General features: G+C 70.7%; 18 protein-coding genes. 12 read left to right on the top strand and 6 right to left on the bottom strand.

Going from position 1 to position 22,282, the window contains the following annotated elements; genetic code table 11:
* The first annotated feature begins 21 nt into the window (after positions 1 to 21).
* Positions 22 to 1,992, top strand: a complete 1,971-nt coding sequence (locus B082_RS0109210; protein WP_018551517.1) for an ATP-dependent DNA helicase — start codon at positions 22 to 24, stop codon at positions 1,990 to 1,992.
* 78 nt (positions 1,993 to 2,070) lie between these two features.
* Here the strand turns inward: B082_RS0109210 and lexA are convergent, their stop codons facing one another.
* Complete coding sequence (lexA, locus tag B082_RS0109205; protein WP_026249583.1) at positions 2,071 to 2,865, bottom strand: transcriptional repressor LexA; 795 nt, start codon at positions 2,863 to 2,865, stop codon at positions 2,071 to 2,073.
* Between the two features lie 495 nt (positions 2,866 to 3,360).
* Between lexA and nrdR the strand changes: the two genes are divergently transcribed.
* Positions 3,361 to 3,873 carry a transcriptional regulator NrdR gene (gene nrdR / locus B082_RS0109200; RefSeq protein ID WP_018551516.1) on the top strand — a complete coding sequence of 171 codons (513 nt, stop codon included), beginning with the start codon at positions 3,361 to 3,363 and terminating at the stop codon, positions 3,871 to 3,873.
* Between the two features lie 167 nt (positions 3,874 to 4,040).
* Complete coding sequence (locus B082_RS0109195) at positions 4,041 to 6,932, top strand: vitamin B12-dependent ribonucleotide reductase (RefSeq protein WP_026249582.1); 2,892 nt, start codon at positions 4,041 to 4,043, stop codon at positions 6,930 to 6,932.
* Positions 6,933 to 7,032: 100 nt separating this feature from the next.
* Here the strand turns inward: B082_RS0109195 and B082_RS0109190 are convergent, their stop codons facing one another.
* Positions 7,033 to 7,569, bottom strand: coding sequence for a TerD family protein (locus B082_RS0109190; RefSeq protein ID WP_018551514.1), 537 nt, complete (start codon positions 7,567 to 7,569; stop codon positions 7,033 to 7,035).
* A gap of 191 nt (positions 7,570 to 7,760) precedes the next feature.
* Here B082_RS0109190 and B082_RS0109185 point away from each other — a divergent pair, with 191 nt between their 5' ends.
* The 4 genes from B082_RS0109185 to B082_RS0109170 all read left to right on the top strand — a co-directional run bounded on the left by B082_RS0109185 (position 7,761) and on the right by B082_RS0109170 (position 12,080).
* Positions 7,761 to 8,366, top strand: coding sequence for a YdbC family protein (locus tag B082_RS0109185; protein ID WP_078622535.1), 606 nt, complete (start codon positions 7,761 to 7,763; stop codon positions 8,364 to 8,366).
* A 90-nt stretch (positions 8,367 to 8,456) separates the two neighbouring features.
* Complete coding sequence (locus tag B082_RS0109180; protein ID WP_018551512.1) at positions 8,457 to 9,116, top strand: histidine phosphatase family protein; 660 nt, start codon at positions 8,457 to 8,459, stop codon at positions 9,114 to 9,116.
* 10 nt (positions 9,117 to 9,126) lie between these two features.
* Positions 9,127 to 10,029, top strand: a complete 903-nt coding sequence (locus B082_RS0109175) for an ADP-ribosylglycohydrolase family protein (protein WP_018551511.1) — start codon at positions 9,127 to 9,129, stop codon at positions 10,027 to 10,029.
* A 239-nt stretch (positions 10,030 to 10,268) separates the two neighbouring features.
* Entirely contained in the window at positions 10,269 to 12,080 is a 1,812-nt protein-coding gene (locus B082_RS0109170) for a DUF4153 domain-containing protein (RefSeq protein ID WP_234018134.1), read from the top strand.
* A 106-nt stretch (positions 12,081 to 12,186) separates the two neighbouring features.
* Here the strand turns inward: B082_RS0109170 and B082_RS0109165 are convergent, their stop codons facing one another.
* On the bottom strand, positions 12,187 to 12,456 hold the full coding sequence (locus B082_RS0109165; protein ID WP_018551509.1) for a hypothetical protein: 270 nt from the start codon (positions 12,454 to 12,456) through the stop codon (positions 12,187 to 12,189).
* A gap of 122 nt (positions 12,457 to 12,578) precedes the next feature.
* Between B082_RS0109165 and B082_RS35845 the strand changes: the two genes are divergently transcribed.
* A protein-coding gene (locus tag B082_RS35845; protein ID WP_234018133.1) for an IS5 family transposase occupies positions 12,579 to 13,423 on the top strand; the annotation gives its coding sequence in 2 pieces (ribosomal slippage) (positions 12,579 to 13,326 and positions 13,326 to 13,423; 846 coding nt in all).
* A gap of 190 nt (positions 13,424 to 13,613) precedes the next feature.
* Here the strand turns inward: B082_RS35845 and B082_RS0109155 are convergent.
* Positions 13,614 to 15,167, bottom strand: a complete 1,554-nt coding sequence (locus B082_RS0109155; protein ID WP_026249580.1) for an MFS transporter — start codon at positions 15,165 to 15,167, stop codon at positions 13,614 to 13,616.
* 239 nt (positions 15,168 to 15,406) lie between these two features.
* On the opposite strand from B082_RS0109155, the gene B082_RS0109150 reads away from it, so the two are divergent.
* From B082_RS0109150 to B082_RS0109140, 3 genes are all read left to right on the top strand, one after another.
* Positions 15,407 to 16,033 carry a TetR/AcrR family transcriptional regulator gene (locus B082_RS0109150; protein ID WP_026249579.1) on the top strand — a complete coding sequence of 209 codons (627 nt, stop codon included), beginning with the start codon at positions 15,407 to 15,409 and terminating at the stop codon, positions 16,031 to 16,033.
* A 115-nt stretch (positions 16,034 to 16,148) separates the two neighbouring features.
* The gene (locus B082_RS0109145) at positions 16,149 to 16,859 is read left to right on the top strand and encodes a ribonuclease HII (protein ID WP_018551506.1); all 711 of its coding nucleotides are present in this window, start codon (positions 16,149 to 16,151) and stop codon (positions 16,857 to 16,859) included.
* 60 nt (positions 16,860 to 16,919) lie between these two features.
* Positions 16,920 to 17,537 (top strand): hypothetical protein, encoded by a 618-nt coding sequence (locus tag B082_RS0109140; protein WP_026249578.1) that lies wholly within the window; start codon positions 16,920 to 16,922, stop codon positions 17,535 to 17,537.
* Between the two features lie 244 nt (positions 17,538 to 17,781).
* On the opposite strand, the gene B082_RS0109135 is transcribed toward B082_RS0109140, so the two are convergent.
* Positions 17,782 to 18,411 (bottom strand): hypothetical protein, encoded by a 630-nt coding sequence (locus tag B082_RS0109135; RefSeq protein WP_018551504.1) that lies wholly within the window; start codon positions 18,409 to 18,411, stop codon positions 17,782 to 17,784.
* Between the two features lie 218 nt (positions 18,412 to 18,629).
* Entirely contained in the window at positions 18,630 to 20,801 is a 2,172-nt protein-coding gene (locus tag B082_RS0109130; RefSeq protein WP_018551503.1) for a RecQ family ATP-dependent DNA helicase, read from the bottom strand.
* Between the two features lie 110 nt (positions 20,802 to 20,911).
* Here B082_RS0109130 and B082_RS0109125 point away from each other — a divergent pair, with 110 nt between their 5' ends.
* Complete coding sequence (locus tag B082_RS0109125; protein WP_018551502.1) at positions 20,912 to 22,219, top strand: DUF4192 domain-containing protein; 1,308 nt, start codon at positions 20,912 to 20,914, stop codon at positions 22,217 to 22,219.
* Positions 22,220 to 22,282 lie beyond the last annotated feature (63 nt).

Raw genomic sequence — 22,282 nt, 5'->3', positions numbered from 1 at the left:
GCCCCGTAGGCTGGCCGGGCTATGACGAAGCCATCCCTCCCCGAGCTCCTGCACGCCGCCGTGACCGCCGTCGGCGGTACGGAGAGGCCCGGCCAGGCCGCCATGGCCGGTGCCGTCGCCGAGGCGGTAGACGACCAATCCCACCTGCTCGTCCAGGCCGGCACGGGTACGGGCAAATCGCTCGGCTACCTGGTGCCGGCCCTGGCTCACGGCGAGCGCGTCGTCGTGGCCACGGCGACCCTGGCCCTCCAGCGCCAGCTGGTCGAGCGGGACCTGCCGCGCACGGTGGACGCGCTGCATCCGCTGCTGCGCCGCCGCCCCCAGTTCGCCATGCTGAAGGGCCGGTCGAACTACCTCTGCCTGCACCGGCTGCACGAAGGTGTGCCGCAGGAGGAGGAAGAGGGCCTGTTCGACCAGTTCGAGGCGGCGGCGCCGTCCAGCAAGCTCGGCCAGGACCTCCTGCGCATGCGGGACTGGGCGGACGAGACGGAGACGGGCGACCGGGACGACCTCACCCCCGGCGTCTCCGACCGGGCCTGGGCGCAGACCTCCGTCACGTCCCGGGAGTGCCTGGGCGCCACCAAGTGCGCGTACGGGGCGGAGTGCTTCGCGGAGCAGGCCAGGGAGCGGGCCAAGCTCGCGGACGTCGTCGTCACCAACCACGCGCTGCTGGCGATCGACGCCATCGAGGGCGCCCCGGTGCTCCCGCAGCACGAGGTGCTGATCGTGGACGAGGCCCATGAGCTGGTCTCCCGGGTCACCGGGGTGGCCACCGGCGAGCTGACCCCGGGCCAGGTGAACCGCGCGGTGCGCCGCGCCGCGAAGCTGGTCAACGAGAAGGCGGCCGACGCGCTGCAGACCGCGTCCGAGGGCTTCGAGCGGGTGATGGAGCTGGCGCTCCCCGGCCGCCTGGAGGAGGTCCCGGAGGATCTGGGATACGCGCTGATGGCCCTGCGGGACGCCGCGCGTACGGTGATCTCCGCGATCGGTTCCACCCGGGACAAGTCCGTCCAGGACGAGGACGCGGTCCGCAAGCAGGCGCTGGCCTCGGTCGAGTCCATCCACGCCGTCGCGGAGCGCATCACGCAGGGCTCCGAGTACGACGTCGTCTGGTACGAGCGGCACGACCGGTTCGGCGCCTCCGTGCGGGTCGCCCCGCTCTCCGTCTCCGGGCTGCTGCGCGAGAAGCTCTTCACCGAGCGCTCCGTCGTCCTCACCTCGGCCACGCTCAAGCTCGGCGGCGACTTCAACGGTGTGGGCGCTTCCCTGGGGCTCGCCCCCGAGGGGACCGCGGGCGACGACGTCCCGCAGTGGAAGGGCCTCGACGTCGGTTCGCCCTTCGACTACCCGAAGCAGGGCATCCTGTATGTCGCCCGGCATCTGGCGACCCCGGGCCGGGAGGGTTCCCGTACGGACATGCTCGATGAGCTGGCCGAGCTGGTCGAAGCCGCCGGCGGGCGCACGCTGGGACTGTTCTCCTCCATGCGGGGGGCCAAGGCCGCCGCCGAGGAGCTGCGGGGCCGTCTGGACAAGCCGATCCTGCTCCAGGGCGAGGAGACCCTGGGCGAGCTGATCAAGAACTTCGCGGCCGACCCGGAGACCTGCCTGTTCGGCACGCTGTCGCTGTGGCAGGGCGTGGACGTCCCCGGGCCGAGCTGCCAGCTGGTGGTCATGGACCGTATCCCGTTCCCCCGGCCCGACGATCCGCTGATGAGCGCGCGCCAGAAGGCGGTCGAGGAAGCGGGCGGCAACGGCTTCATGGCGGTGGCGGCCACGCACGCCGCGCTGCTGATGGCCCAGGGCGCCGGACGTCTCGTACGGGCCACGGGCGACAAGGGCGTCGTCGCGGTGCTCGACCCGCGCCTCGCCAACGCCCGCTACGGCAGCTATCTGCGGGCCTCGCTCCCCGGCTTCTGGTACACCACCGACCGCAACCAGGCCCGCCGCTCCCTCGCCGCGATCGACGCCGCGGCGAAGGCGGAGCAGAGCTAGGGCCTGTCCTCCGTACACAACGAGGAGGGCCCCAGGCCGGTGGCCTGGGGCCCGCTCGTACGGCGCGGAGTGCCGGTCTCAGACCCGGCGCAGCACTGCGACGACCTTGCCGAGGATGGTTGCCTCGTCGCCGGGGATCGGCTGGTACGCGGCGTTGTGGGGGAGGAGCCAGACGTGGCCGTCCTCCCGCTTGAAGCGCTTCACGGTGGCCTCGCCGTCCAGCATGGCGGCCACGATGTCGCCGTTCTCCGCGACGGGCTGGCGTCGCACGGTGACCCAGTCGCCGTCACAGATCGCCGCTTCGATCATCGAGTCGCCGACGACCTTCAGCACGAACAGCTCTCCGTCACCGACCAGCTGCCGGGGGAGCGGGAACACGTCCTCGACGGACTCCTCGGCGAGGATCGGTCCACCGGCCGCGATCCGGCCCACCAGCGGGACGTACGAGGCGGCGGGCTTGCCCGTGGTGTCCGTCGGCTGGGTGCTCGGCTGGTCCGAGCCGCGCACCTCGTACGCCCGGGGGCGGTGGGGGTCGCGGCGCAGGAAGCCCTTGCGCTCCAGAGCCATCAGCTGATGCGCGACGGAGGAGGTGCTGGAAAGGCCCACCGCCTGACCGATCTCCCGCATCGACGGCGGATATCCACGCCGCTGCACGGAATCCCGGATGACCTCGATCACCCGCCGCTGCCGGTCCGTGAGTCCCGAGCTGTCCGCCCGGATTCCAGGAGGTCGCCCGGGGAGCGAGCGCGCTGGGCGACCGGGCTCCGGCCCCTCCGTGTTCGTGACTGAGTCACTCATGGCATGCACCGGTTCGACTCGGCTCTGGGAGCGGTCCTGGGCAGTGATGATGGCACTGTCTGCGGTGGTGGTCACGTCGGCGGCCCCTCTCGAATGGTCTCCCTAGCTGGACAACGGTAGTAGCTTTCGAAAGGTTGCGCCAAACACACGTTCGAGTGAAAAACGAATGAAAGTGTGCCGGGCGTTCGCTGCCGGGTGTATGAGGCTGCGTGTGCGCGCAGCGCCGCGAGGGGGTGGATGGCCGGTGGCCGTGACCCCCAGACCGTAGCGTTCCGTACCGCGCGGAACGCGCGCGGGGGTGGCCGCCCGGTCGTCCGCCGTCCGGGCGCTTCCCGTACCCTCTTGGTCGGCCGTACGCTGCCTTCCGGTCGCCCTCCCGGTGCGACACGCTCCAGGGCCAAATGCGCGGCCAAACCCAAGATCTAGTGGTTGGATTGTTCCGGCCGCCCAGAAGTTGTGGTCCCCGTGAATCGGGGGTGCGGTCATCGCCTATGCTTGAGACCGCTTCGAGGGCCCCTCGCCGGGCCTGAAGAGGCTATTCAGTCGTGCTGTGAAGGAGGGTTGGGAGCCATGCACTGCCCCTTCTGCAGGCACCCCGACAGCCGGGTCGTCGACAGTCGCACCACCGACGACGGGACCTCGATCCGCCGGCGCCGCCAGTGCCCCGACTGCTCCCGCCGTTTCACGACGGTGGAGACCTGTTCGCTCATGGTGGTCAAGCGCAGCGGTGTGACCGAGCCCTTCAGCCGCACCAAGGTGATCTCCGGGGTGCGCAAGGCGTGCCAGGGGCGGCCCGTCACCGAGGACGCCCTCGCCAAACTCGGCCAACGGGTCGAGGAGGCGGTGCGCGCGACCGGGAGCGCCGAGCTGACCACGCACGATGTGGGCCTGGCCATCCTCGGCCCCCTGCAGGAACTCGACCTGGTCGCCTACCTGCGGTTCGCGTCCGTGTACCGGGCGTTCGACAGCCTCGAAGACTTCGAGGCCGCCATCACGGAACTCCGTGAGCGGCGGCCCTCCGCAGAAGGATGCGGGAGCGGCGAGACCCTGGAGGTCCCCGTTCCCGCCGTCGCCGCCGACTGAGCGGCAGTAGCCGGCCGCGCCGATCCGGGGATCGGGGCGCGGGCCGGCACCTGGACCTTGTTCCGGGCGACGTATGACGAATACGGCGGCCGAAGCATCAGACACACACTGTGCCCGGGGAAGTTCTCGGCACTTCAGGGCGTTTTTGCCCATATATGGGAGGCGGCATGACAGAGACGGCGAGCGGCCCGGCACGAGGTTCCCGCAAGGGGACCAAGTCGACTGCGTCCAAGCAGGGCCTGCGTATCGAGCGCATCCACACCACCCCCGGCGTGCATCCGTACGACGAGGTGGCCTGGGAGCGCCGTGACGTCGTCATGACCAACTGGCGCGACGGCTCGATCAACTTCGAGCAGCGTGGCGTCGAGTTCCCCGACTTCTGGTCGGTGAACGCGGTCAACATCGTCACCAGCAAGTATTTCCGGGGCGCCGTCGGCACCCCGCAGCGCGAGACCGGTCTGCGGCAGCTGATCGACCGGATCGTCAAGACGTACCGGAAGGCCGGCGAGGACCACCACTACTTCGCTTCCCCCGCCGACGCGGAGATCTTCGAGCACGAGCTGGCGTACGCCCTCCTGCACCAGATCTTCAGCTTCAACTCGCCGGTGTGGTTCAACGTCGGAACGCCCCAGCCGCAGCAGGTCTCGGCCTGCTTCATCCTGGCCGTCGACGACTCCATGGAGTCGATCCTCGACTGGTACAAGGAAGAGGGCATGATCTTCAAGGGCGGCTCCGGCGCCGGCCTGAACCTCTCCCGTATCCGTTCCTCCAAGGAACTCCTCTCCTCCGGAGGCAACGCCTCCGGCCCCGTCTCCTTCATGCGGGGCGCCGACGCCTCCGCCGGAACGATCAAGTCCGGTGGCGCCACCCGCCGCGCGGCCAAGATGGTCATCCTCGACGTCGACCACCCCGACATCGAGAACTTCATCGAGACCAAGGTGAAGGAGGAGGAGAAGATCCGCGCCCTGCGCGACGCGGGCTTCGACATGGATCTGGGCGGCGACGACATCACGTCCGTCCAGTACCAGAACGCCAACAACTCGGTCCGGGTGAACGACGAGTTCATGAAGGCCGTCGAGTCCGGCGGCAAGTTCGGGCTGCGCGCCCGGATGACCGGCGACGTCATCGAAGAGGTTGAGGCCAAGTCCCTCTTCCGCAAGATGGCCGAGGCGGCCTGGGCCTGCGCCGACCCGGGCATCCAGTACGACGACACGATCAACCACTGGCACACCTGCCCCGAGTCCGGCCGCATCAACGGCTCGAACCCGTGCAGCGAGTACATGCACCTGGACAACACCTCGTGCAACCTCGCCTCGCTGAACCTGATGAAGTTCCTCAAGGACGACGGCAAGGGCAACCAGTCCTTCGAGTCCGAGCGCTTCGCCAAGGTCGTCGAGCTGGTCATCACCGCGATGGACATCTCCATCTGCTTCGCCGACTTCCCGACCGAGAAGATCGGCGAGAACACCCGCGCCTTCCGCCAGCTCGGCATCGGCTACGCCAACCTCGGCGCCCTGCTGATGGCGACCGGCCACGCGTACGACAGTGACGGCGGCCGCGCGCTCGCCGGCGCCATCACCTCGCTGATGACCGGCACCTCCTACCGCCGCTCCGCCGAGCTCGCCGCCGTCGTCGGCCCGTACGACGGCTACGCCCGTAACGCCGAGCCGCACCAGCGCGTCATGAAGCAGCACGCCGACGCCAACGCCGTGGCCGTCCACGCCGACGACCTGGACAACCCGATCTGGGCCGCCGCGACCGAGGCCTGGCAGGACGTGATCCGCCTCGGCGCGAAGAACGGTTTCCGTAACGCGCAGGCCTCGGTCATCGCGCCCACCGGCACCATCGGTCTCGCCATGTCCTGCGACACCACCGGCCTTGAGCCCGACCTCGCCCTGGTCAAGTTCAAGAAGCTGGTCGGCGGCGGCTCGATGCAGATCGTCAACGGCACCGTCCCGCAGGCCCTGCGCCGCCTGGGCTACCAGGAGGAGCAGATCGAGGCGATCGTCGCCCACATCGCCGAGAACGGCAATGTGATCGACGCCCCCAGCCTGAAGACCGAGCACTACGAGGTCTTCGACTGCGCGATGGGCGAGCGTTCCATCTCCGCGATGGGCCACGTGCGCATGATGGCGGCCATCCAGCCGTGGATCTCCGGCGCGCTCTCCAAGACGGTGAACCTGCCGGAGACGGCCACCGTCGAGGACGTCGAGGAGGTCTACTTCGAGGCGTGGAAGATGGGCGTCAAGGCGCTCGCGATCTACCGCGACAACTGCAAGGTCGGGCAGCCCCTCTCCGCGAAGACCAAGGAGAAGGAGGCGGTCACGGCCAAGGCCGAGGACACCATCCGTACGGCGGTCGAGAAGGTCGTCGAGTACCGCCCCGTCCGTAAGCGTCTGCCCAAGGGCCGGCCCGGCATCACCACCTCCTTCACGGTGGGCGGCGCCGAGGGCTACATGACCGCCAACTCCTACCCCGACGACGGTCTGGGCGAGGTATTCCTGAAGATGTCCAAGCAGGGCTCGACCCTCGCGGGCATGATGGACGCCTTCTCCATCGCCGTCTCGGTCGGTCTGCAGTACGGCGTCCCGCTGGAGACGTACGTCTCGAAGTTCACCAACATGCGCTTCGAGCCGGCCGGCATGACGGACGACCCGGACGTGCGGATGGCGCAGTCGATCGTCGACTACATCTTCCGCCGCCTGGCGCTGGACTTCCTGCCCTTCGAGACCCGCTCCGCCCTCGGCATCCACTCCGCCGAGGAGCGTCAGCGCCACCTCGACACCGGCTCCTACGAGCCGACGTTCGAGGAGGAGCAGCTGGAGGCCGAGGTCCTGGCGCAGTCCGCCCCGGTGCGGACGGAGACGCTGAAGGCGGTCCCGGCCGAGGAGACCGGGAAGGCCGAACCCAAGACGGCCCACACCTCGGCCGAGCTCGTCGAGATGCAGCTCGGCATCAGCGCGGACGCTCCGCTCTGCTTCTCCTGCGGTACGAAGATGCAGCGCGCGGGTTCCTGCTACATCTGCGAGGGCTGCGGCTCGACCAGCGGTTGCAGCTGACCGGTGAACCCGGTGTCCTGAGACACCCCGGGTGACATGACAGCGGGTGCGGGCAGGTCTTCACGGAAGACCTGCCCGCACCCGTTCGCCGTTCCCGGTGTCATGCGCCGTAGGCGCGGCTGCCCATCGCCGTGGCGAACGAGTCCGGGTCCCCGTCGAAGCCTCGTACCGTCCCGTGGAAGCGCCAGCCGCCGGCGGAGTCGCGTACGAATTCGGCCACGACGGCCGCCGTGGCGTTGCCCACCGAGGAGAAGTCGTCCTCGGCCAGCGTCGCGTAGCCCTCGCGGATCTGGACCCCGGTGTTCTCTATGGCGCCGAACGTCTTGTGCCCGTCGCGCTGCTGGATGGCCACACCGACGACGACCCGGCCGTACTCCTCGGAGAGCCTGTCCAGCTCCAGCGTCATCTCCTCGTCGTAGCCCAGCCCCTGCCCCGTCCTGCTGTCGCGGTTCAGCGTGATGGTGCCGTCGGGTGCCCGGCTGTCGAAGTGCACGAGGTACGCCGGGCTGCCGTACGGCTCGTCCGCCGGGTAGGTCGCCGCGATGATGTCGAGGTCGTTGGGGGCCTCACCCTGGTCGCTGGGGTCCCACTTGATCCTCACCTCGACCTTTTCGAGGTCCTTGTTGGGAGTGCTCATCGGACTGTCCTCCTGCGCCCGGGGGCGTTGCTCCGGTTCTGTCCTCCGATCATGTCCGTAACTGCCCCCGGAGCCAACAGGCTTGGATGCGAGCGGCTGAAACGGGCCACGATCCGACGAGAGAAGGCCGGTTCCGGCGTACTGGCCCGGAGCGTGACCCACGCCACGCCCGGCGGCCGTACGATGGCGCCGTGCTGGTCAAGTGGATTCGCTGCAGTGTGACGGACCGTCGAGGATTCGAACGGGGGCAGCGGAAGTGGGCGAGGCTGCTGGGTGAGCCGGGGTTCAGGGGGCAGGGCGGCGGCTGGAGCCGTGGCCGGCCCGAGGTGGCGCATGTCTTCGCCTTCTGGGAGAACCGGGTCTTCTACGACTCGTTCATGGCACGCGGCCACGACACCCTGGCGGCGGCGCAGGCCGGTACGTACAACGACATCCAGGTCAAGCTCTTCGAGTACCGCTTCGACGTGAAGACGGGATTCGAACCCCGCTTCACGGACGCGGACGTGCTCAGGGTGGCCCACAGCCAGGTGCACGAGGACCGGGTCGAGCACTTCGCGCTCATGCAGCAGCGGGTGTGGAACCCGGCGATGGCGGGGTCGCCGGGGATGCTGCGGGGCATCTTCGGCGAGGCGCCGGGGCACGAGTTCCTGGTCCTGTCGATGTGGCAGTCCAGCGCCGAGCGCGGAAAGTATCGGCCGGGCAGCGTCGACCGGCTGTCGGAACGCGCGCAGACCGAACAGGACGTGGCCGCGCTGGCCGGAGACGTCGTGCAACTCGAACCGTCCTGGACGGTGTGACCGCCTGGGAAACGGGGTAGCGCCGACGACATGCACCGATGATTTCCGGACAACTGCTCGAACGGCGGCAACTCGATCTAGGGTCGGTGCATGGCACGACCGCAACGCATCGTTCTTGTCCGGCACGGGGAGTCCGAGGGCAACGCCGACGACACCGTGTACGAGCGCGAGCCCGACCACGCGCTGAGGCTCACCCCCACAGGGCTGCGCCAGGCCCGCGAGACGGGGGTGCGGCTGCGCGAACTCTTCGGCCCCGAGCGGGTCAGTGTGTACGTCTCCCCCTACCGGCGCACCCACGAGACGTTCGCCTCCCTCGGCCTGGACGCCGGGCGCGTGCGGGTCCGTGAGGAGCCGCGGCTGCGCGAGCAGGACTGGGGGAACTGGCAGGACCACGACGACGTCAGGCTCCAGAAGGCGTACCGGGACGCCTACGGGCACTTCTTCTACCGCTTCGCGCAGGGCGAGTCGGGGGCGGACGTGTACGACCGGGTCGGCGCCTTCCTGGAGAGCCTGCACCGCAGCTTCGAGGACCCCGACCACCCGCCGAACGTCCTGCTCGTCACGCACGGGCTGACCATGCGGCTGTTCTGCATGCGCTGGTTCCACTGGTCCGTGGCCGAATTCGAATCGCTTTCCAACCCCGGAAACGGGGAATCGCGCACGCTGGTGCTGGGCAAGGACGGGCGCTACACCCTCGACCGGCCCTTCGAGCGCTGGCGTACCCCTGAGCCGTACGGCATCACCGGATAGAGTGGAAGCGATGACCGAATCCGCTTCCGACCAGCGCATCGAACGGGCCCTCGCCAGCCTGCGCGGCCTGTCCGTGGGAGACGCCCTGGGCTCCCAGTTCTTCGTGCCGGCCAACTATCCGCTCCTGAAGGACCGCGCCCTGCCCCCCGGGCCGTGGCAGTGGACCGACGACACGGAAATGGCCTGTTCCGTCATGGCCGTGCTCCGCGACCACGGCCGTATCGACCAGGACGCCCTCGCCCACTCGTTCGCCGAGCACCACGATTTCGACCGCGGATACGGCCCCGCCGTCAACCGGCTGCTCCGCCTCGTGCGCGAGGGCGGGGACTGGCGGGAGCTCGCCTCCGCCTTGTTCAAGGGCCAGGGCTCGTGGGGCAACGGTTCGTCGATGCGCATCGCGCCGCTCGGCGCCTGGTACGCGGACGACCCCGAGCAGGCCACGCACCAGGCCGAGATCTCCTCGTACACCACGCACCAGCACCGGGAGGCCGTCGTGGGTGCGATGGCCGTGGCGGCGGCCGCCGCGCTCGCGGCCTCGCCGTCCGGGCCCCCCGCACCCGCGGACCTGCTGGACGGCGTCGTCGCGCTCGTCCCGCGCAGCGCGGTCGGCGCCGGGCTGCGGCGCGCCCGCGACATGCTGGACTACGAGGACGCGGGCACCGTGGCGGCGGTCCTCGGCAACGGGCGCCGTACCAGCGCGCACGACACCGTCCCATTCGCCCTGTGGTCGGCGGCCCGCGGCCTCGGCGACTTCGAGCAGGCCTTCTGGGTGACCGCACAGGCAGGCGGTGACGTCGACACGACCTGCGCGATCGTCGGCGGAGTGGTCGCGGCGGGCACCGCAGGCGCACCACCGGCGGCATGGGTGGCGCAGACGGAAGAGCTGCCGCACTGGTCGACGCGCGCGGCCTGAGGCCGCGCTCCTCGGGCGTGCGACGGGACTTTCCGGACGCGGCCCAGCCGGACCGCCGCCCCGACTGTCACGGTCCTGCCACAGCAGAGCCCGGCCCGGCCGACCGTCATCGCACGGGGTTACTCTTTCGGCCACGCCGCCCTCGGTGAACATCACGACGGGTGCGCACCGAATGAGACGCCGGGGGGCCGCGCGCCGCCCTGGGCACGCGTGAGCGGACCCCGGTGGGGAGGGGTCCCATGTCAGAAAATCCGTCGGATTCAGCTCGGCCCGCACCTGCGCCGGCCGCATCCGCAGAGCCACGGCCCGCGCCGGACGCCTCCGGGGCGGCCCCGCCAGGAAGCGGGTCCCCCGAGGCGGGGACCGATCCCGCGGACGGGCGCATACCCGCCCCCGCCTCGGCAACGGCGGACCCCGCGGCCCGCGGCACGGGGCAGAGCACCGTTCCCGAGCCGCCGAAGATCCCGGCCTACGCGCAGCAGCCCCCCGGACAGCCGCCCCGGACCGATCCGTGGGGCAAGCCGCAGCCCTCGGCGGTCTCGCGCCTCCGCTCGGTGAAGCCGGGGCCCGTGCATCCCGGAACTCTCTGGGCGGTCCTCGCCACCGCACTGTTCAGCACGGTCCTGCTGGGCGACGGCATCGGTCTGAACGTGCTCATCGTCGCGCTGCCCGCGGCGGCCGGGGCGTACATCGCCGCGCGGGCGGCCGGCCGGCGGCTACGCCCCTGGAGCGCCGTATGGGGGATCGGGGGACTGGCGCTGCTGGTCGTTCCCGCACTCCGGGACGCGGGCTGGCCGACGTTCCTCGCTCTCGTGTCCGCTCTGGCGCTCGGCTCTCTGGCGCTGCACGGCAGCCGCAGCTGGCTCGGCGTCTTCCTCGGCTCGTTCGGCCTGTTCACCTCCGTCTTCGAATCGCTGGGCTGGGGCGTCCGGGGCGTGCGCGACCGCATGGAGGGGTCGCGGGGCCGCTACGGCGTCGTCCTGCGGTCCGCGGCCGTGGCCGTCGTCCTGCTCATCGTGTTCGGGGCGCTCTTCGCGAGCGCGGACGCGGCCTTCGCCGATCTCCTCGGCAGCCTGACCCCCGATGTGTCGGTCGGCGACAGCCCGTGGCGGATCTTCCTGGGCGTGCTCGGCCTCGTCGGCGCCCTTGCCGCCGCGTACACCGCTGCCGCGCCGGTCCGCTGGGACCGGGCGACGATACGCCCCGGCAAGGCCCGCGGACGGCTGGAATGGGCCCTGCCGCTGGTCGTCCTGAACCTGCTCTTCGCCGTCTTCCTCGCCATTCAGCTCACGGTGCTGCTCGGCGGATACGACAAGGTGATGGCCGAGACGGACCTCAGCTACTCCGAGTACGCCCGCCAGGGCTTCTGGCAGCTGCTCTGGGCCACGGTCCTCACGCTCGGGGTGATCGCACTCGCCCTGCGCTGGGCTCCTCGCGGCGGCGCCCGCGACCGCACGCTCGTACGCGGCGTGCTCGGCATCCTGTGCCTGCTCACGCTCGTCGTGGTGGCCTCCGCGCTGCGGCGCATGGACCTCTACGTCGACGCGTACGGCCTGACCCGGCTGCGCATCTCGGTGGCCGCGGTGGAACTGTGGCTCGGGGTGGTCCTCGTGCTGATCATGGCGGCCGGTGTCTTCGGCCCCCGGCTGCTGCCGCGTGCCGTCGCGGCGAGCGCGGCCGTCGGCGTACTGGCCTTCGGGCTGGTCTCGCCGGACGGTCTCATCGCCGAGCAGAACGTGCAGCGCTACCGCGACGATCACTCGATCGACATCGAGTACCTCAAGGGGCTGTCGGCCGATGCCGTGCCCGCCCTCGACACTCTGCCGGAACCTCTGCGCTCCTGTGCGCTGGCGGACATCCAGCGCGGACTGCGGGACTCGGACGAGCCCTGGTACGCGACGAGCTGGGGGGAGAAGCGGGCCCGGGACATCCTCGGCGACTGGGACCCCGGCTACCGCACACTCGAATGCCGGGGTCTGAGCTCGGGCGACAACGGCGAGGAACGCGGCGGCGGGACGGACGACCCGTACGACCCCTACGACCCGTACTGACCCGGCCGGCCCGGCGAATCCGGCCGGCTCCGCACGGGCGTACTGATCCGTGCCGTTCCGGGCCGTTCCGTGCTGACCCGGCTAGGGCGTCTCTTTCGGATCATGCCTAGACAGCGTCGTCTTCCGCCCGCACCCAGGCCAGCTGCGCGTCGCTCAGCGAGGGGTCGAACCCTTCGGGGAACATCAGCATCAGTGGTTGCGGCCACATGCTCTCGGGCCCGTGCTCTTGGCAGTGCAGGGCGATGACATGCGGCCCTTCCCCACAGGACTCGTGCCAGTAGGGGCGGTCATGGGCCTGGCAGAAGTACCAGAACCTTGAGCAGTCGTCCTCATCGCTCGGCTCGTAGAAGCCGGGATCGCGGACAATCTGGGTCACCGGCTCCTGCCGATTGAACCGGGGGGTGGGCCGGGGGTCACGCCACAGCAGTCGGGGAGGAAACACGCGCTCATCCTGCACCGAGGCCATCCCATTCGGATCACTGGGTCGTTGGTCCGGGCATGTCGTTGACTGACGCCCAGTGGGCGCGGATAGAGCCGTTGCTGCCGGACCAGGCGCCCAAGCGGGGTGGCCGGTGGCGTGAGCATCGGCAGGTAATCGACGCCATCGCGTGGAAGTTCCGCACCGGGTCGCCGTGGGCGTGTTTGCCTGCGGAGTTCGGATCGTGGAAGGGCGTCTACACCAGGCTCCGAAATTGGGCGATCGACGGGACCTGGCACCGGGTGTTCACCGCCCTGCTCGCTCAGGCCGACACGGACGGCGACCTCGACTGGGTCGTCAGCGTGGACTCCACCGTCGTCCGCGCCCACCAGACTTCCGCCGGAGCCCGCAGGAACACGGCCCCGGCCGGTGAACCTCCCCACCACGCTCTGGGGCGCTCGCTTGGCGGACTGACCACCAAGATCCATCTGGCGGCGGACGACCGCTGCCGTCCGCTGTGCTTCCACCTCACGCCCGGACAGGCGGGTGACGCACCCGCCTTCAAACACGTCATGGCTGCCTTACGAGTCCCCAGGCCAATCGGGCGGCCTCGCACTCGCCCCGCCATCGTGCTCGCCGATCGCGCCTACTCGTCCCGGTCGATCCGCGCGCACCTTCGCAGACGCGGTATCCAGGCGGTGATCCCTCAGCCGGCCGACCAGGTCGCGAACCGGAAACGACGAGGCAGCAACGGCGGCCGCCCTCACCACTTCGACCGCCAGGCATACCGACAACGCAACACCGTCGAACGAGCGATCAACCGCCTGAAAACTGGCGCGGCCTGGCCACCCGGTATGAGAAGACAGCAGTGATCTTCCAGGCAGGACTCCACATCGCAGCGATCTTCATCTGGTCCGCTCGATGATCCAAGAGAGACGCCCTACTAGTCCGGCTGACTCGGCCGGTCCGAACGGACCAGCACCGAGCGTCCCCGCAAGCGCCCCGCGTCACGGGCCTGCCGGCGCGGACGCGTTCCGTACGGATACGCCGGACATGCGGGCCGCCCCCCCCGAGGCGGCCCGCAACCGGCATCGCGTTCGTGCGGTGGACGCACGCTAGGCCGCCGGCCCCCCGGCCGCGGCCTTGCCGCTCAGCGCGTCCAGGTCGCTCTTGCGCACCCGGATGATGAGCAGCGCGGTCAGCAGGGCGAGGCCGGCCATGGCCACCGCCGCGAGGAACGCGGTGGATATGCCCTCGGCGAGGACCGCGTGGCCCCAGCTCCCGGGCAGCTCCCGGGTCTTGGCGAACTGAGCCTTCTGCTCCGGCGAAGCCTGCGCCAGGAACTTCGGCACCTGCTTCTCCGCCTCGCCGCGGCCGGCCGCACCGAAGACCGTGACCAGGATGGACAGCCCCAGCGAACCGCCCACCTGCTGGCTCGCGTTGAGCAGGCTGGAGGCGGCGCCCGCCTCGTGCTGCGCGACCCCGGAGACCGCCGTCAGGGTGAGCGTCACGAAATTGAGCCCCATACCGAAGCCGAACACGAGCATCGGGCCGAGGACCCCCGCCGGATAGGAGCTGCCGGAGGAGATGAAGGTGAGCCAGAACAGGCCGATACCCGCGAGCGCCGAACCCGTGACCATGAACGGCTTGGGACCGAGAACCGGCAGGAACCGCTGCGAGAGCCCCGCTCCCATGATGATCGCGACGGTCACGGGCAGGAAGGCCAGGCCGGACTCGATGGGGCTGTAGGCCAGGACGTTCTGCACGAACAGCACGATGAAGAAGAACATGCCGAACATGGCCGCGGCCAGGCTGAGCATGATCACGTATGTGCCGGAGCGATTGCGGTCGGCGAACATCCGCAGCGGCGTGATCGGCTCCTTGGCCTTCATCTCGACGAGCACGAAGAGAGCGAGCAGAATCACCGCCGCACCGAAGGACGCCAGGGTGAGCGAGTCGCGCCAGCCCTCCTCGGAGGCCCGGATGAACCCGTACACCAGCGAGGCCATGCCGAGAGTCGAGGTCAGGGCGCCGGATATGTCGAAGCGGCCCGGATGCCTCTCGGACTCGTTGATGTACATCGGAGCCAGGACGGCGATCAGCACACCGATCGGCACGTTGACGAAGAACACCCAGCGCCAGTCGAGCCATTCGGTGAGCATCCCGCCCGCCAGCAGGCCGAGCGCGCCACCGCCCGCGGACACCGCGGCGAAGACACCGAAGGCGCGGTTGCGCTCGGGGCCTTCGGGGAATGTGGTGGTGATCAGGGCGAGGGCGGTCGGTGAGGCGATCGCGCCGCCGATGCCCTGGAGCGCGCGGGCGGCGAGCAACTGCCAGGGCTCCTGGGCGAATCCACCGAGGAGCGAGGCGAGCGTGAAGACCAGGATGCCGGCCATGAACACGCGGCGGCGGCCGAGGATGTCCCCGGCCCGGCCCCCGAGCAGCAGCAGGCCGCCGAAGGTGAGCGTGTAGGCGCTCAGGACCCAGGAGAGACCCGTGGTCGAGAAACGCAGGGCTCCCTGGATGTGCGGGAGGGCGATGTTGACGATTGTGGAGTCGAGCACAACCATCAACTGACAGGCGGCGATGACGGCCAGGGCGATTCCAGGCCGGCCCTGCCTGCGCGCCGTGCCCGGAGAGCTCCGCGCGTCTAACTGAGAGGTGGTCACTGAAGGTCCCCCACAAGTGAATTAGTGAACGGTTCCGTTCACTGTGTCGTCAACGTTAGTGAGTCCCCTCCAGTGAACGCAACCGTTCACTGGGTCCGTCGTTGGCGGTTCTGCCCGGAGCCGCTGTTCCGGCCGGGAACTGCTCGGTCCCGTGCCGCCCGTCGCACCCAGCACCCGCCGACTTCCGACCCCGGCGGGTTCACGGGGGCGAACCCCACCTCTTCGATGGAGAGAAGTTCATGGCTACTTCGCGATCGGCTGCCGCCGCCCGGCAGTCGGTGGTGTCCCTTCGCCGCCGAGGATCCGTGCTGGAACGCGCGATCCTCGAAGCGGCGCTGGAAGCGCTCAGTAAGGTCGGCTGGAACGGGCTGACGATGGAAGGGGTGGCCGCCGGTGCGCAGACGGGAAAGGCCGCGATCTACCGCCGTTGGTCCTCCAAGGAGGAGCTGGTCGCCGAGGCTCTGCGCACCGCGCTGCCGGCGCTGGGCCTGGCGCCCGACTCGGGGAACGTGCGCGACGATCTCCACCAGCTGTGCCGCGCCATGCGGGACGCGATGCTCTCCACGTCCGGTTCCGCCCTGCGGTCGGTCATTCACGAATGCGACGGCGTTACGGCGGAACGCTTCCAGTCGGTGATCCTCAACGGCGTGATCCGGCCGTCGACCGACCTCATCAGGGAAGTGGTGAGCCGGGGCGTCGAACGCGGCGAGGTGCGCGCCGGTGCCCTGCGGGAGCTGGCCTTCGACGTCATCCCCGCGATGATGATGTATCGCACCAAGGTGTGCGGCAGCGTGTGGGACGACGAGGAGATCGAGGCGCTGATCGATCAGGTCGTGGTCCCGGTCTTCCGCCCGGACGCCCCCTGAGGATGCGCTCCGGCCTCACGCGGTGGCCCGCCCGGCGTCACGGCGCCGGTGCGGGCGGCCCAGGGGCGCCCCGGGGTGTTCCTGGCGTTCCCTTCGGCGTACGCTGACAGACGCCATGCCGTACGAACCACCCACGCACACCGTCGAGCGCTCACTGCGCGCTACCACCGGTGCCAGGACCGTCGCCGGTGTCGACGAGGTCGGACGCGGAGCGTGGGCGGGGCCTGTCACCGTGTGCGCCGCGGTCACCGGGCTTCGCAGGCCTCCCGCCGGACTCACCGACTCCAAGCTGATCAGCCCGAAGCGCCGCGCGGAACTCGCGCCGCTGCTGGAGAGCTGGGTCACCGCGTACGCACTCGGTGACGCCTCGCCGCAGGAGATCGACGAACTCGGGATGACCGCCGCCCTCAGGCTCGCCGCCGTGCGTGCCCTGGAGGCGCTGCCGGTCCGCCCGGACGCCGTGATCCTGGACGGCAAGCACGACTACCTGGGCAGTCCCTGGCAGGTCCGCACCGTCATCAAGGGCGACCAGTCCTGCGTCGCGGTGGCGGCCGCCTCGGTGATCGCGAAGGTCCGCAGGGACGCCATGATGGCCGAACTCGGCGCGGAGAGCGGCGAGTACGCCGACTTCGCGTTCGACGCCAACGCCGGTTACCCGTCCCCCGTGCACAGGGCCGCACTTGAGGAGCGTGGGCCCACCGCCCACCATCGTCTCTCGTGGTCCTATCTCGACGCGCTGCCCAGGTGGCAGCACCTGAAGAAGGTCCGTTTCTCCGCCGAGGCGGCCGCACTGGAAAGCGGGGGCCAGCTCGGCTTCGACTTCTGATCGCGTATATGTACCCACCCGCCGATGCCCGACGCGTCGGCGTTTGATAGACAACCACCCATGCCTCTCATCCCCGAGGAGCCTCAGATTCACGAGAGCGCCCAGGGTCCCCGCGCCACTCCGGCCACCGGCCGCGCCGCGTCGACCCCTCGTCCCGTACCAGGGCCGCGTACAGCGGCCATGCCGCGCCCCGGCCGTCCGGGTCCCGGCCCGCGGCCTGCGCCCCCGGCGCAGCGCCAGCATTCCAACCCCGGCCGTCCCCAGACGGCGCAGCCGCAGAATCGTTCCGCGCCGCAGCTCCAGGTGATCCCCGCAACGGCCGACGGCGCACTCGACGCCGCCGACGAGGCGGTGGACCTGCTGCTCGACTCGGGCCGCGCGCCCGGCGACATCCTGGTGCTGACCACGGGCGGTCAGCACCCGTGGGCGACGCACGAGCTGTCCTTCGGCGAGGCCGCCTACTGGGCCCAGCACGATGCGGGCGACGACGTCTTCTTCGCCGCTGCCGCAGCCGTGGACCGGGTCAAGCCCCGGCCCGTGGTGATCGTCGCGGTCAACGGACCGGCCGACGACGTGGCCACGCGCGCGCTGACCGCGGCGCGCGAGCGTGCCGGCGCGCTGCTGATCGTCTGCGGCGACCCGCAGCGGATCAACACCGCGCTCGGCGCGGGCGTCTGAGCCCCAGGGCGTGTCCGCGGAGTCCTCCCTCGCCTCCGGGTGAACGAAGGGGCTCTGCCGGACACGCCCTGAGCCGTGCCCGGCAGTACTCGTGTCCTGAGCCGTGCCCGGTACATGTGTCCTGAGGCGGGCCCGGTACACGCCGGTCCGCGGTGACCGCCTGCCTCGGCGCGTGGTGACCCGGCTGCCAGGCCTGCGGTGATCGCCGGCTGCCCCGTGTGGGCGGTTGGGTCCTGCGGGGGGCTCAGCGGGCGGCTGAGCGGTGCAGTGCCTGTGCCGCGCCCCCGCCGCTGCGCGATGGTGCCTGATCGAGGTCCAGCGCGGTATCGGCGAGCGAGGCAGGCTGCGAGGTGGAGTTGGGGCGACGGCCGCCACGCCCCTCGCCCAGCACCTGCCAGCCGCCGCGGGTCAGCGTGATGTACGCGCCGCACCGCAGGCCGTGCAGCGTGCAGGCGTCGCGCAGCCCCCACATCCACGCCCCGTCCTCCTCGGTCCAGCGCTCGTCGCCGTCGCGGCAGTAGAGCAGCACCGCGGTGCGGACGGGCGTGCGGCGGCGCAGATCGTGCGGGATGACCCGGCGCAGGTGCGCCAGCAGCGAGTTCCGGAATTCCCAGCCGTCCGCCGTCACCGAGCGACGGGCGAACGAGGCGCTGGCCTTCAGGCGTTCCTCATGGTCCAGCACGGCCACCACGGCGGTGGCCGGCGTCGGCCGGTGCCGGGCGTGCAGCCCGCTGACCACCTCACGCGGGCTGCGCAGCAGGGGTATGCCCGCCGCCGCCCACTCGGCCGGTTCGAGCATTCTGGCAAGGCGGTTGGCGGAGTCGGCGGCCGGCGACATCGAAGTGGCTGCGGACGGAGCGAATCCGAAGGTCACGGTCCTCCCTTCGCATACGCGCCCACGATGCGGGCAGGGTCGAGTGAGGGCGCGCCGCGGCACAGCCCTTTCGGGCCCGCGAGAGGACCGTGCGGGGAGCGACTCCAATTCTTCCTGGCGTATCGGCAGGCGGCAACGAGCAATTGGTGAGGCTGACGGTAATCAGCTGGAATGACACGGATATCCCTGCCCAGTCCAGCCCCGGCTGACGCCTCCTGTCACGCCTGAACGGCGAGGACCAGCGGAAACACCGCCTGAGCCCCGGCCCGCCGCAACAGCCTGGACGCCACCGCGAGCGTCCAGCCCGTATCCGACAGATCGTCCACGAGGAGCACGGGCCCGCCTGCCGACGCGAGGGCCTCGGCGAGCTCGGGCCCCACGACCAGCCTCTCGTGCAGGGCCCGGACCCGCTGGGCGCTGTTGGTCTGCGAGATCCGGATGTCCTCGGTACCCGGAACATGACCGACGTGCCCCAGCAACGGCATCCGCCCCACCTCGGAAATGTGTCTGCCGAGGGATTCGATGAGCTGCGGCCGGCGCCGCGAGGCCATGGTGACCACACCGACCGGCCGCGGCACCGCATCGACGGCATCCGGAGCCCAGCCGCCGGGGCCCCGGGCCCAGTCGGCCAGCACGGTCACCACCGCGGCGCCCACGTCGTCCGGCACAGGACCGTCGGGCGCCTGCGCCGCCAGCATCGGACGCAGTCTGTTGCCCCAGCCGATGTCGGAGAGCCGCCCGAGCGCCCGGCCCGTGCCGGAAAGCTCCCCCGCCGGAATCCGCCCCTTGAGATCGACACCGACCGACGCGAGACCGGTGGGCCACATCTTGCGCGGCTCCACCTCCACACCCGGCCTGCCGAGCTCACCCTTCGCGGTGTCCAGAGCGGCGTCCGAGACCTGCTCGTCGAACCGCGCTCCGGCACAGTTGTCGCAGCGCCCGCACGCGGTCGCCTCCTCGTCGTCCAGCTGACGGCGCAGGAACTCCATCCGGCAGCCGTCCGTCGTCGCGTAGTCGCGCATGGCCTGCTGCTCGGCCGCCCGCTGCCTGGCCACCCAGGCATAGCGCTCGGCGTCGTACACCCAGGGCTCACCCGTCGCCGTCCAGCCCCCCTTCACCCGCCGGACCGCCCCGTCGACGTCGAGCACCTTGAGCATGGTCTCCAGACGGGTGCGCCGCAGGTCGACCAGGGGCTCCAGAGCGGGCAGCGACAGCGGCCGGCCGGCCTGGGCGAGCGCGTCGATGGTGCGCCGGACCTGCTCCTCCGGGGGGAAGGCGACGGAAGCGAAGTACTGCCAGATGGCTTCGTCCTCCTTGCCGGGCAGGAGCAGCACCTCGGCATGCTCGACCCCGCGGCCCGCGCGGCCCACCTGCTGGTAGTAGGCGATGGGGGAGGAGGGCGATCCCAGGTGCACGACGAAGCCGAGGTCCGGCTTGTCGAACCCCATGCCGAGCGCGGAGGTCGCCACCAGCGCCTTGACCCGGTTGGCCAGCAGATCGTCCTCCGCCTGCTGCCGTTCGGCGTTCTCCGTGCGGCCGGTGTACGAAGCGACGGTGTGCCCGCACTGGCGGAGGTAGGCGGTGACCTCTTCGGCCGCCGCGACCGTCAGGGTGTAGATGATTCCCGAGCCGGGAAGCCCCTTGAGATGGTCACCGAGCCACGCCAGCCGGTGCGCGGCGTTGGGCAGTCGCAGCACACCCAGGCTCAGGCTCTCGCGATCCAGCGGGCCCCGCAGGACGAGGGCGTCGGTACCGGCGCCGGTGCCCAACTGCTCCGCCACGTCGGCGGTCACGCGGGCGTTCGCCGTGGCGGTGGTCGCGAGCACCGGGACCCCGGCGGGGAGATCGGCGAGCATCGTGCGCAGACGCCGGTAGTCGGGACGGAAGTCGTGGCCCCAGTCGGAGATGCAGTGTGCCTCGTCGACGACGAGCAGCCCGGTCGCCGCGGCCAGCCGGGGCAGCACCTGGTCGCGGAAGTCGGGATTGTTGAGCCGCTCCGGGCTGACCAGCAGCACATCGACCTCACCGGCGGCCACCTCGGCCTGAATGGTGTCCCACTCCTCCGTGTTGGACGAATTGATCGTGCGCGCGCTGATGCCGGCCCTGGCCGCCGCCGTGACCTGGTTGCGCATCAGTGCCAGCAGCGGCGAGACGATCACGGTCGGGCCGCTGCCCCGGGCGCGCAGCAGCGAGGTCGCGACGAAGTACACGGCGGACTTGCCCCACCCGGTCCGCTGGACTACCAGCGCTCTGCGTTTGTCGGCGACGAGTGCCTCGATGGCCCGCCACTGGTCTTCACGCAGCCGGGCGGTGCCGGAGGTGTCACCTACGAGTCGGGCCAGTACGGAATCGGCCGAAGCCCTGAGCTCTGCACGGTCTGCGTTGGTCATGCCCCCATGCAACCCGATGGCACCGACAACCGCGAATGGCCGGTCACCCCCTGTGGATAAGTTATCCACAGGGGGTAGCGGAAATCTTTCGGCCGCGAGACGGTCATGCCATGAACAAGCACCACGAATCCACCGGCCCGTCCGACGAACAGCAGATCACCCTGCGAGGCCCGGCCGAGCTGGCCGACGCCCTCCCCTATCTCATGGGATTCCATCCGAACGACAGCGTGGTCATGGTCGCCCTGTACGGGGGCCGGGGCCGGTTCGGAGGGCGACTCAGGCTCGGCATCCCGCAGTCCGCGCAGGAGTGGCCATCGGTGGCCGAGCAGCTCGCCGAGTGCCTCGTCAAGGGGAGCGAAAGGCGTGGTGGGCGCCCCGACGCCATCGTCATCTTCCTCTGCCAGGACCCGGCCGACGGAGAGACGGGCAACCAGACGATGGAGCGGCTGCGGCCGTTCGCCCAGCGGCTGCGTACGGCCTGCGGCGCACTGGATGTGCCCGTGCTCGAAGCACTGTGCATCTCCGGCAACCGCTATTGGTCCTACGTCTGCCCCGATGCCCGCTGCTGCCCGGCCGAGGGCAATCCACTGGCGATGCCCGGGACTTCCGTGATGGCGGCGGCGGCCACCTACGCCGGGATCCAGGTGCGCGGGTCGCTGCGCGAGATGGAGGCGAGGCTCACACCGCTCACCCGCACGGCGGGCGAGGGCCAGCAGCGGGCCCTGGACGCGGCGGGGAGCGCGATGGTGCCCAAGCTGCTGGACCGGGAGAGCCGCAAGGACGTCAGCAGTTCCACGCTGAAGCTCGCCCGCCGTCTCATGGACCGGCTCGGACAGGCCCCCGCGGCCGCGCCGTCGCTGGCGGACATCAACGACGACCGGCTGATCAGCGACGAGGAGGCGGCATCGGTGATCCTCGGGCTCCAGGACCGGGAGACCCGCGACAGGGCCGCGGAATGGATGGAAGGGCCCGAGGCGGACCCCGCGTTGAGGCTGTGGCGGGCTTTGGCCCGTCGCTGCGTCGCCCCCTACGAGGAACACGCCGCGGCCCCGCTCGCGCTGGCGGGGTGGGTGTCCTGGTCGACCGGCGACGAACCCGCCGCGCGCGTGGCGCTGGGGCTCGCTCTGCAGCTCGACCCCGACTACACCTTCGCCCAGCTTCTGCACGAAGCCTGCAATCAGGGACTCGACCCCGAGACGCTGCGGCGCTGCCTGCGCGGTGAGCGCAGCACCCGGGCCGCCCGGCACGTCCGCCGTACGGAACGGGTCGCGGGGGCCCGTTCCGTACGTGTGCGGCCGGCCGGGCGCGCCCGTACGCGCGCCGGCTCCACCAGGCCGGGCTCAGGTGCGACGGCGGGCAGGCGCCGGACCGGCCGGCCCGGCGGCCAAGGGCGCCGGGGGACCAGGACCGGCCGCTGAACCGGGTGCGGCGCCGGCCTCCGGCGCCGCACGTCGAGGCCAGCCGCGATCTTCCTCGCGGAG

Origin of the sequence: Streptomyces sp. ATexAB-D23, assembly GCF_000373645.1 — a bacterium.
GTDB classification, from domain to species: domain Bacteria; phylum Actinomycetota; class Actinomycetes; order Streptomycetales; family Streptomycetaceae; genus Streptomyces; species Streptomyces castrisilvae.
Note: the sequence above shows the minus strand (reverse complement) of the source record. Positions and strands in the feature narration are given on the sequence as shown.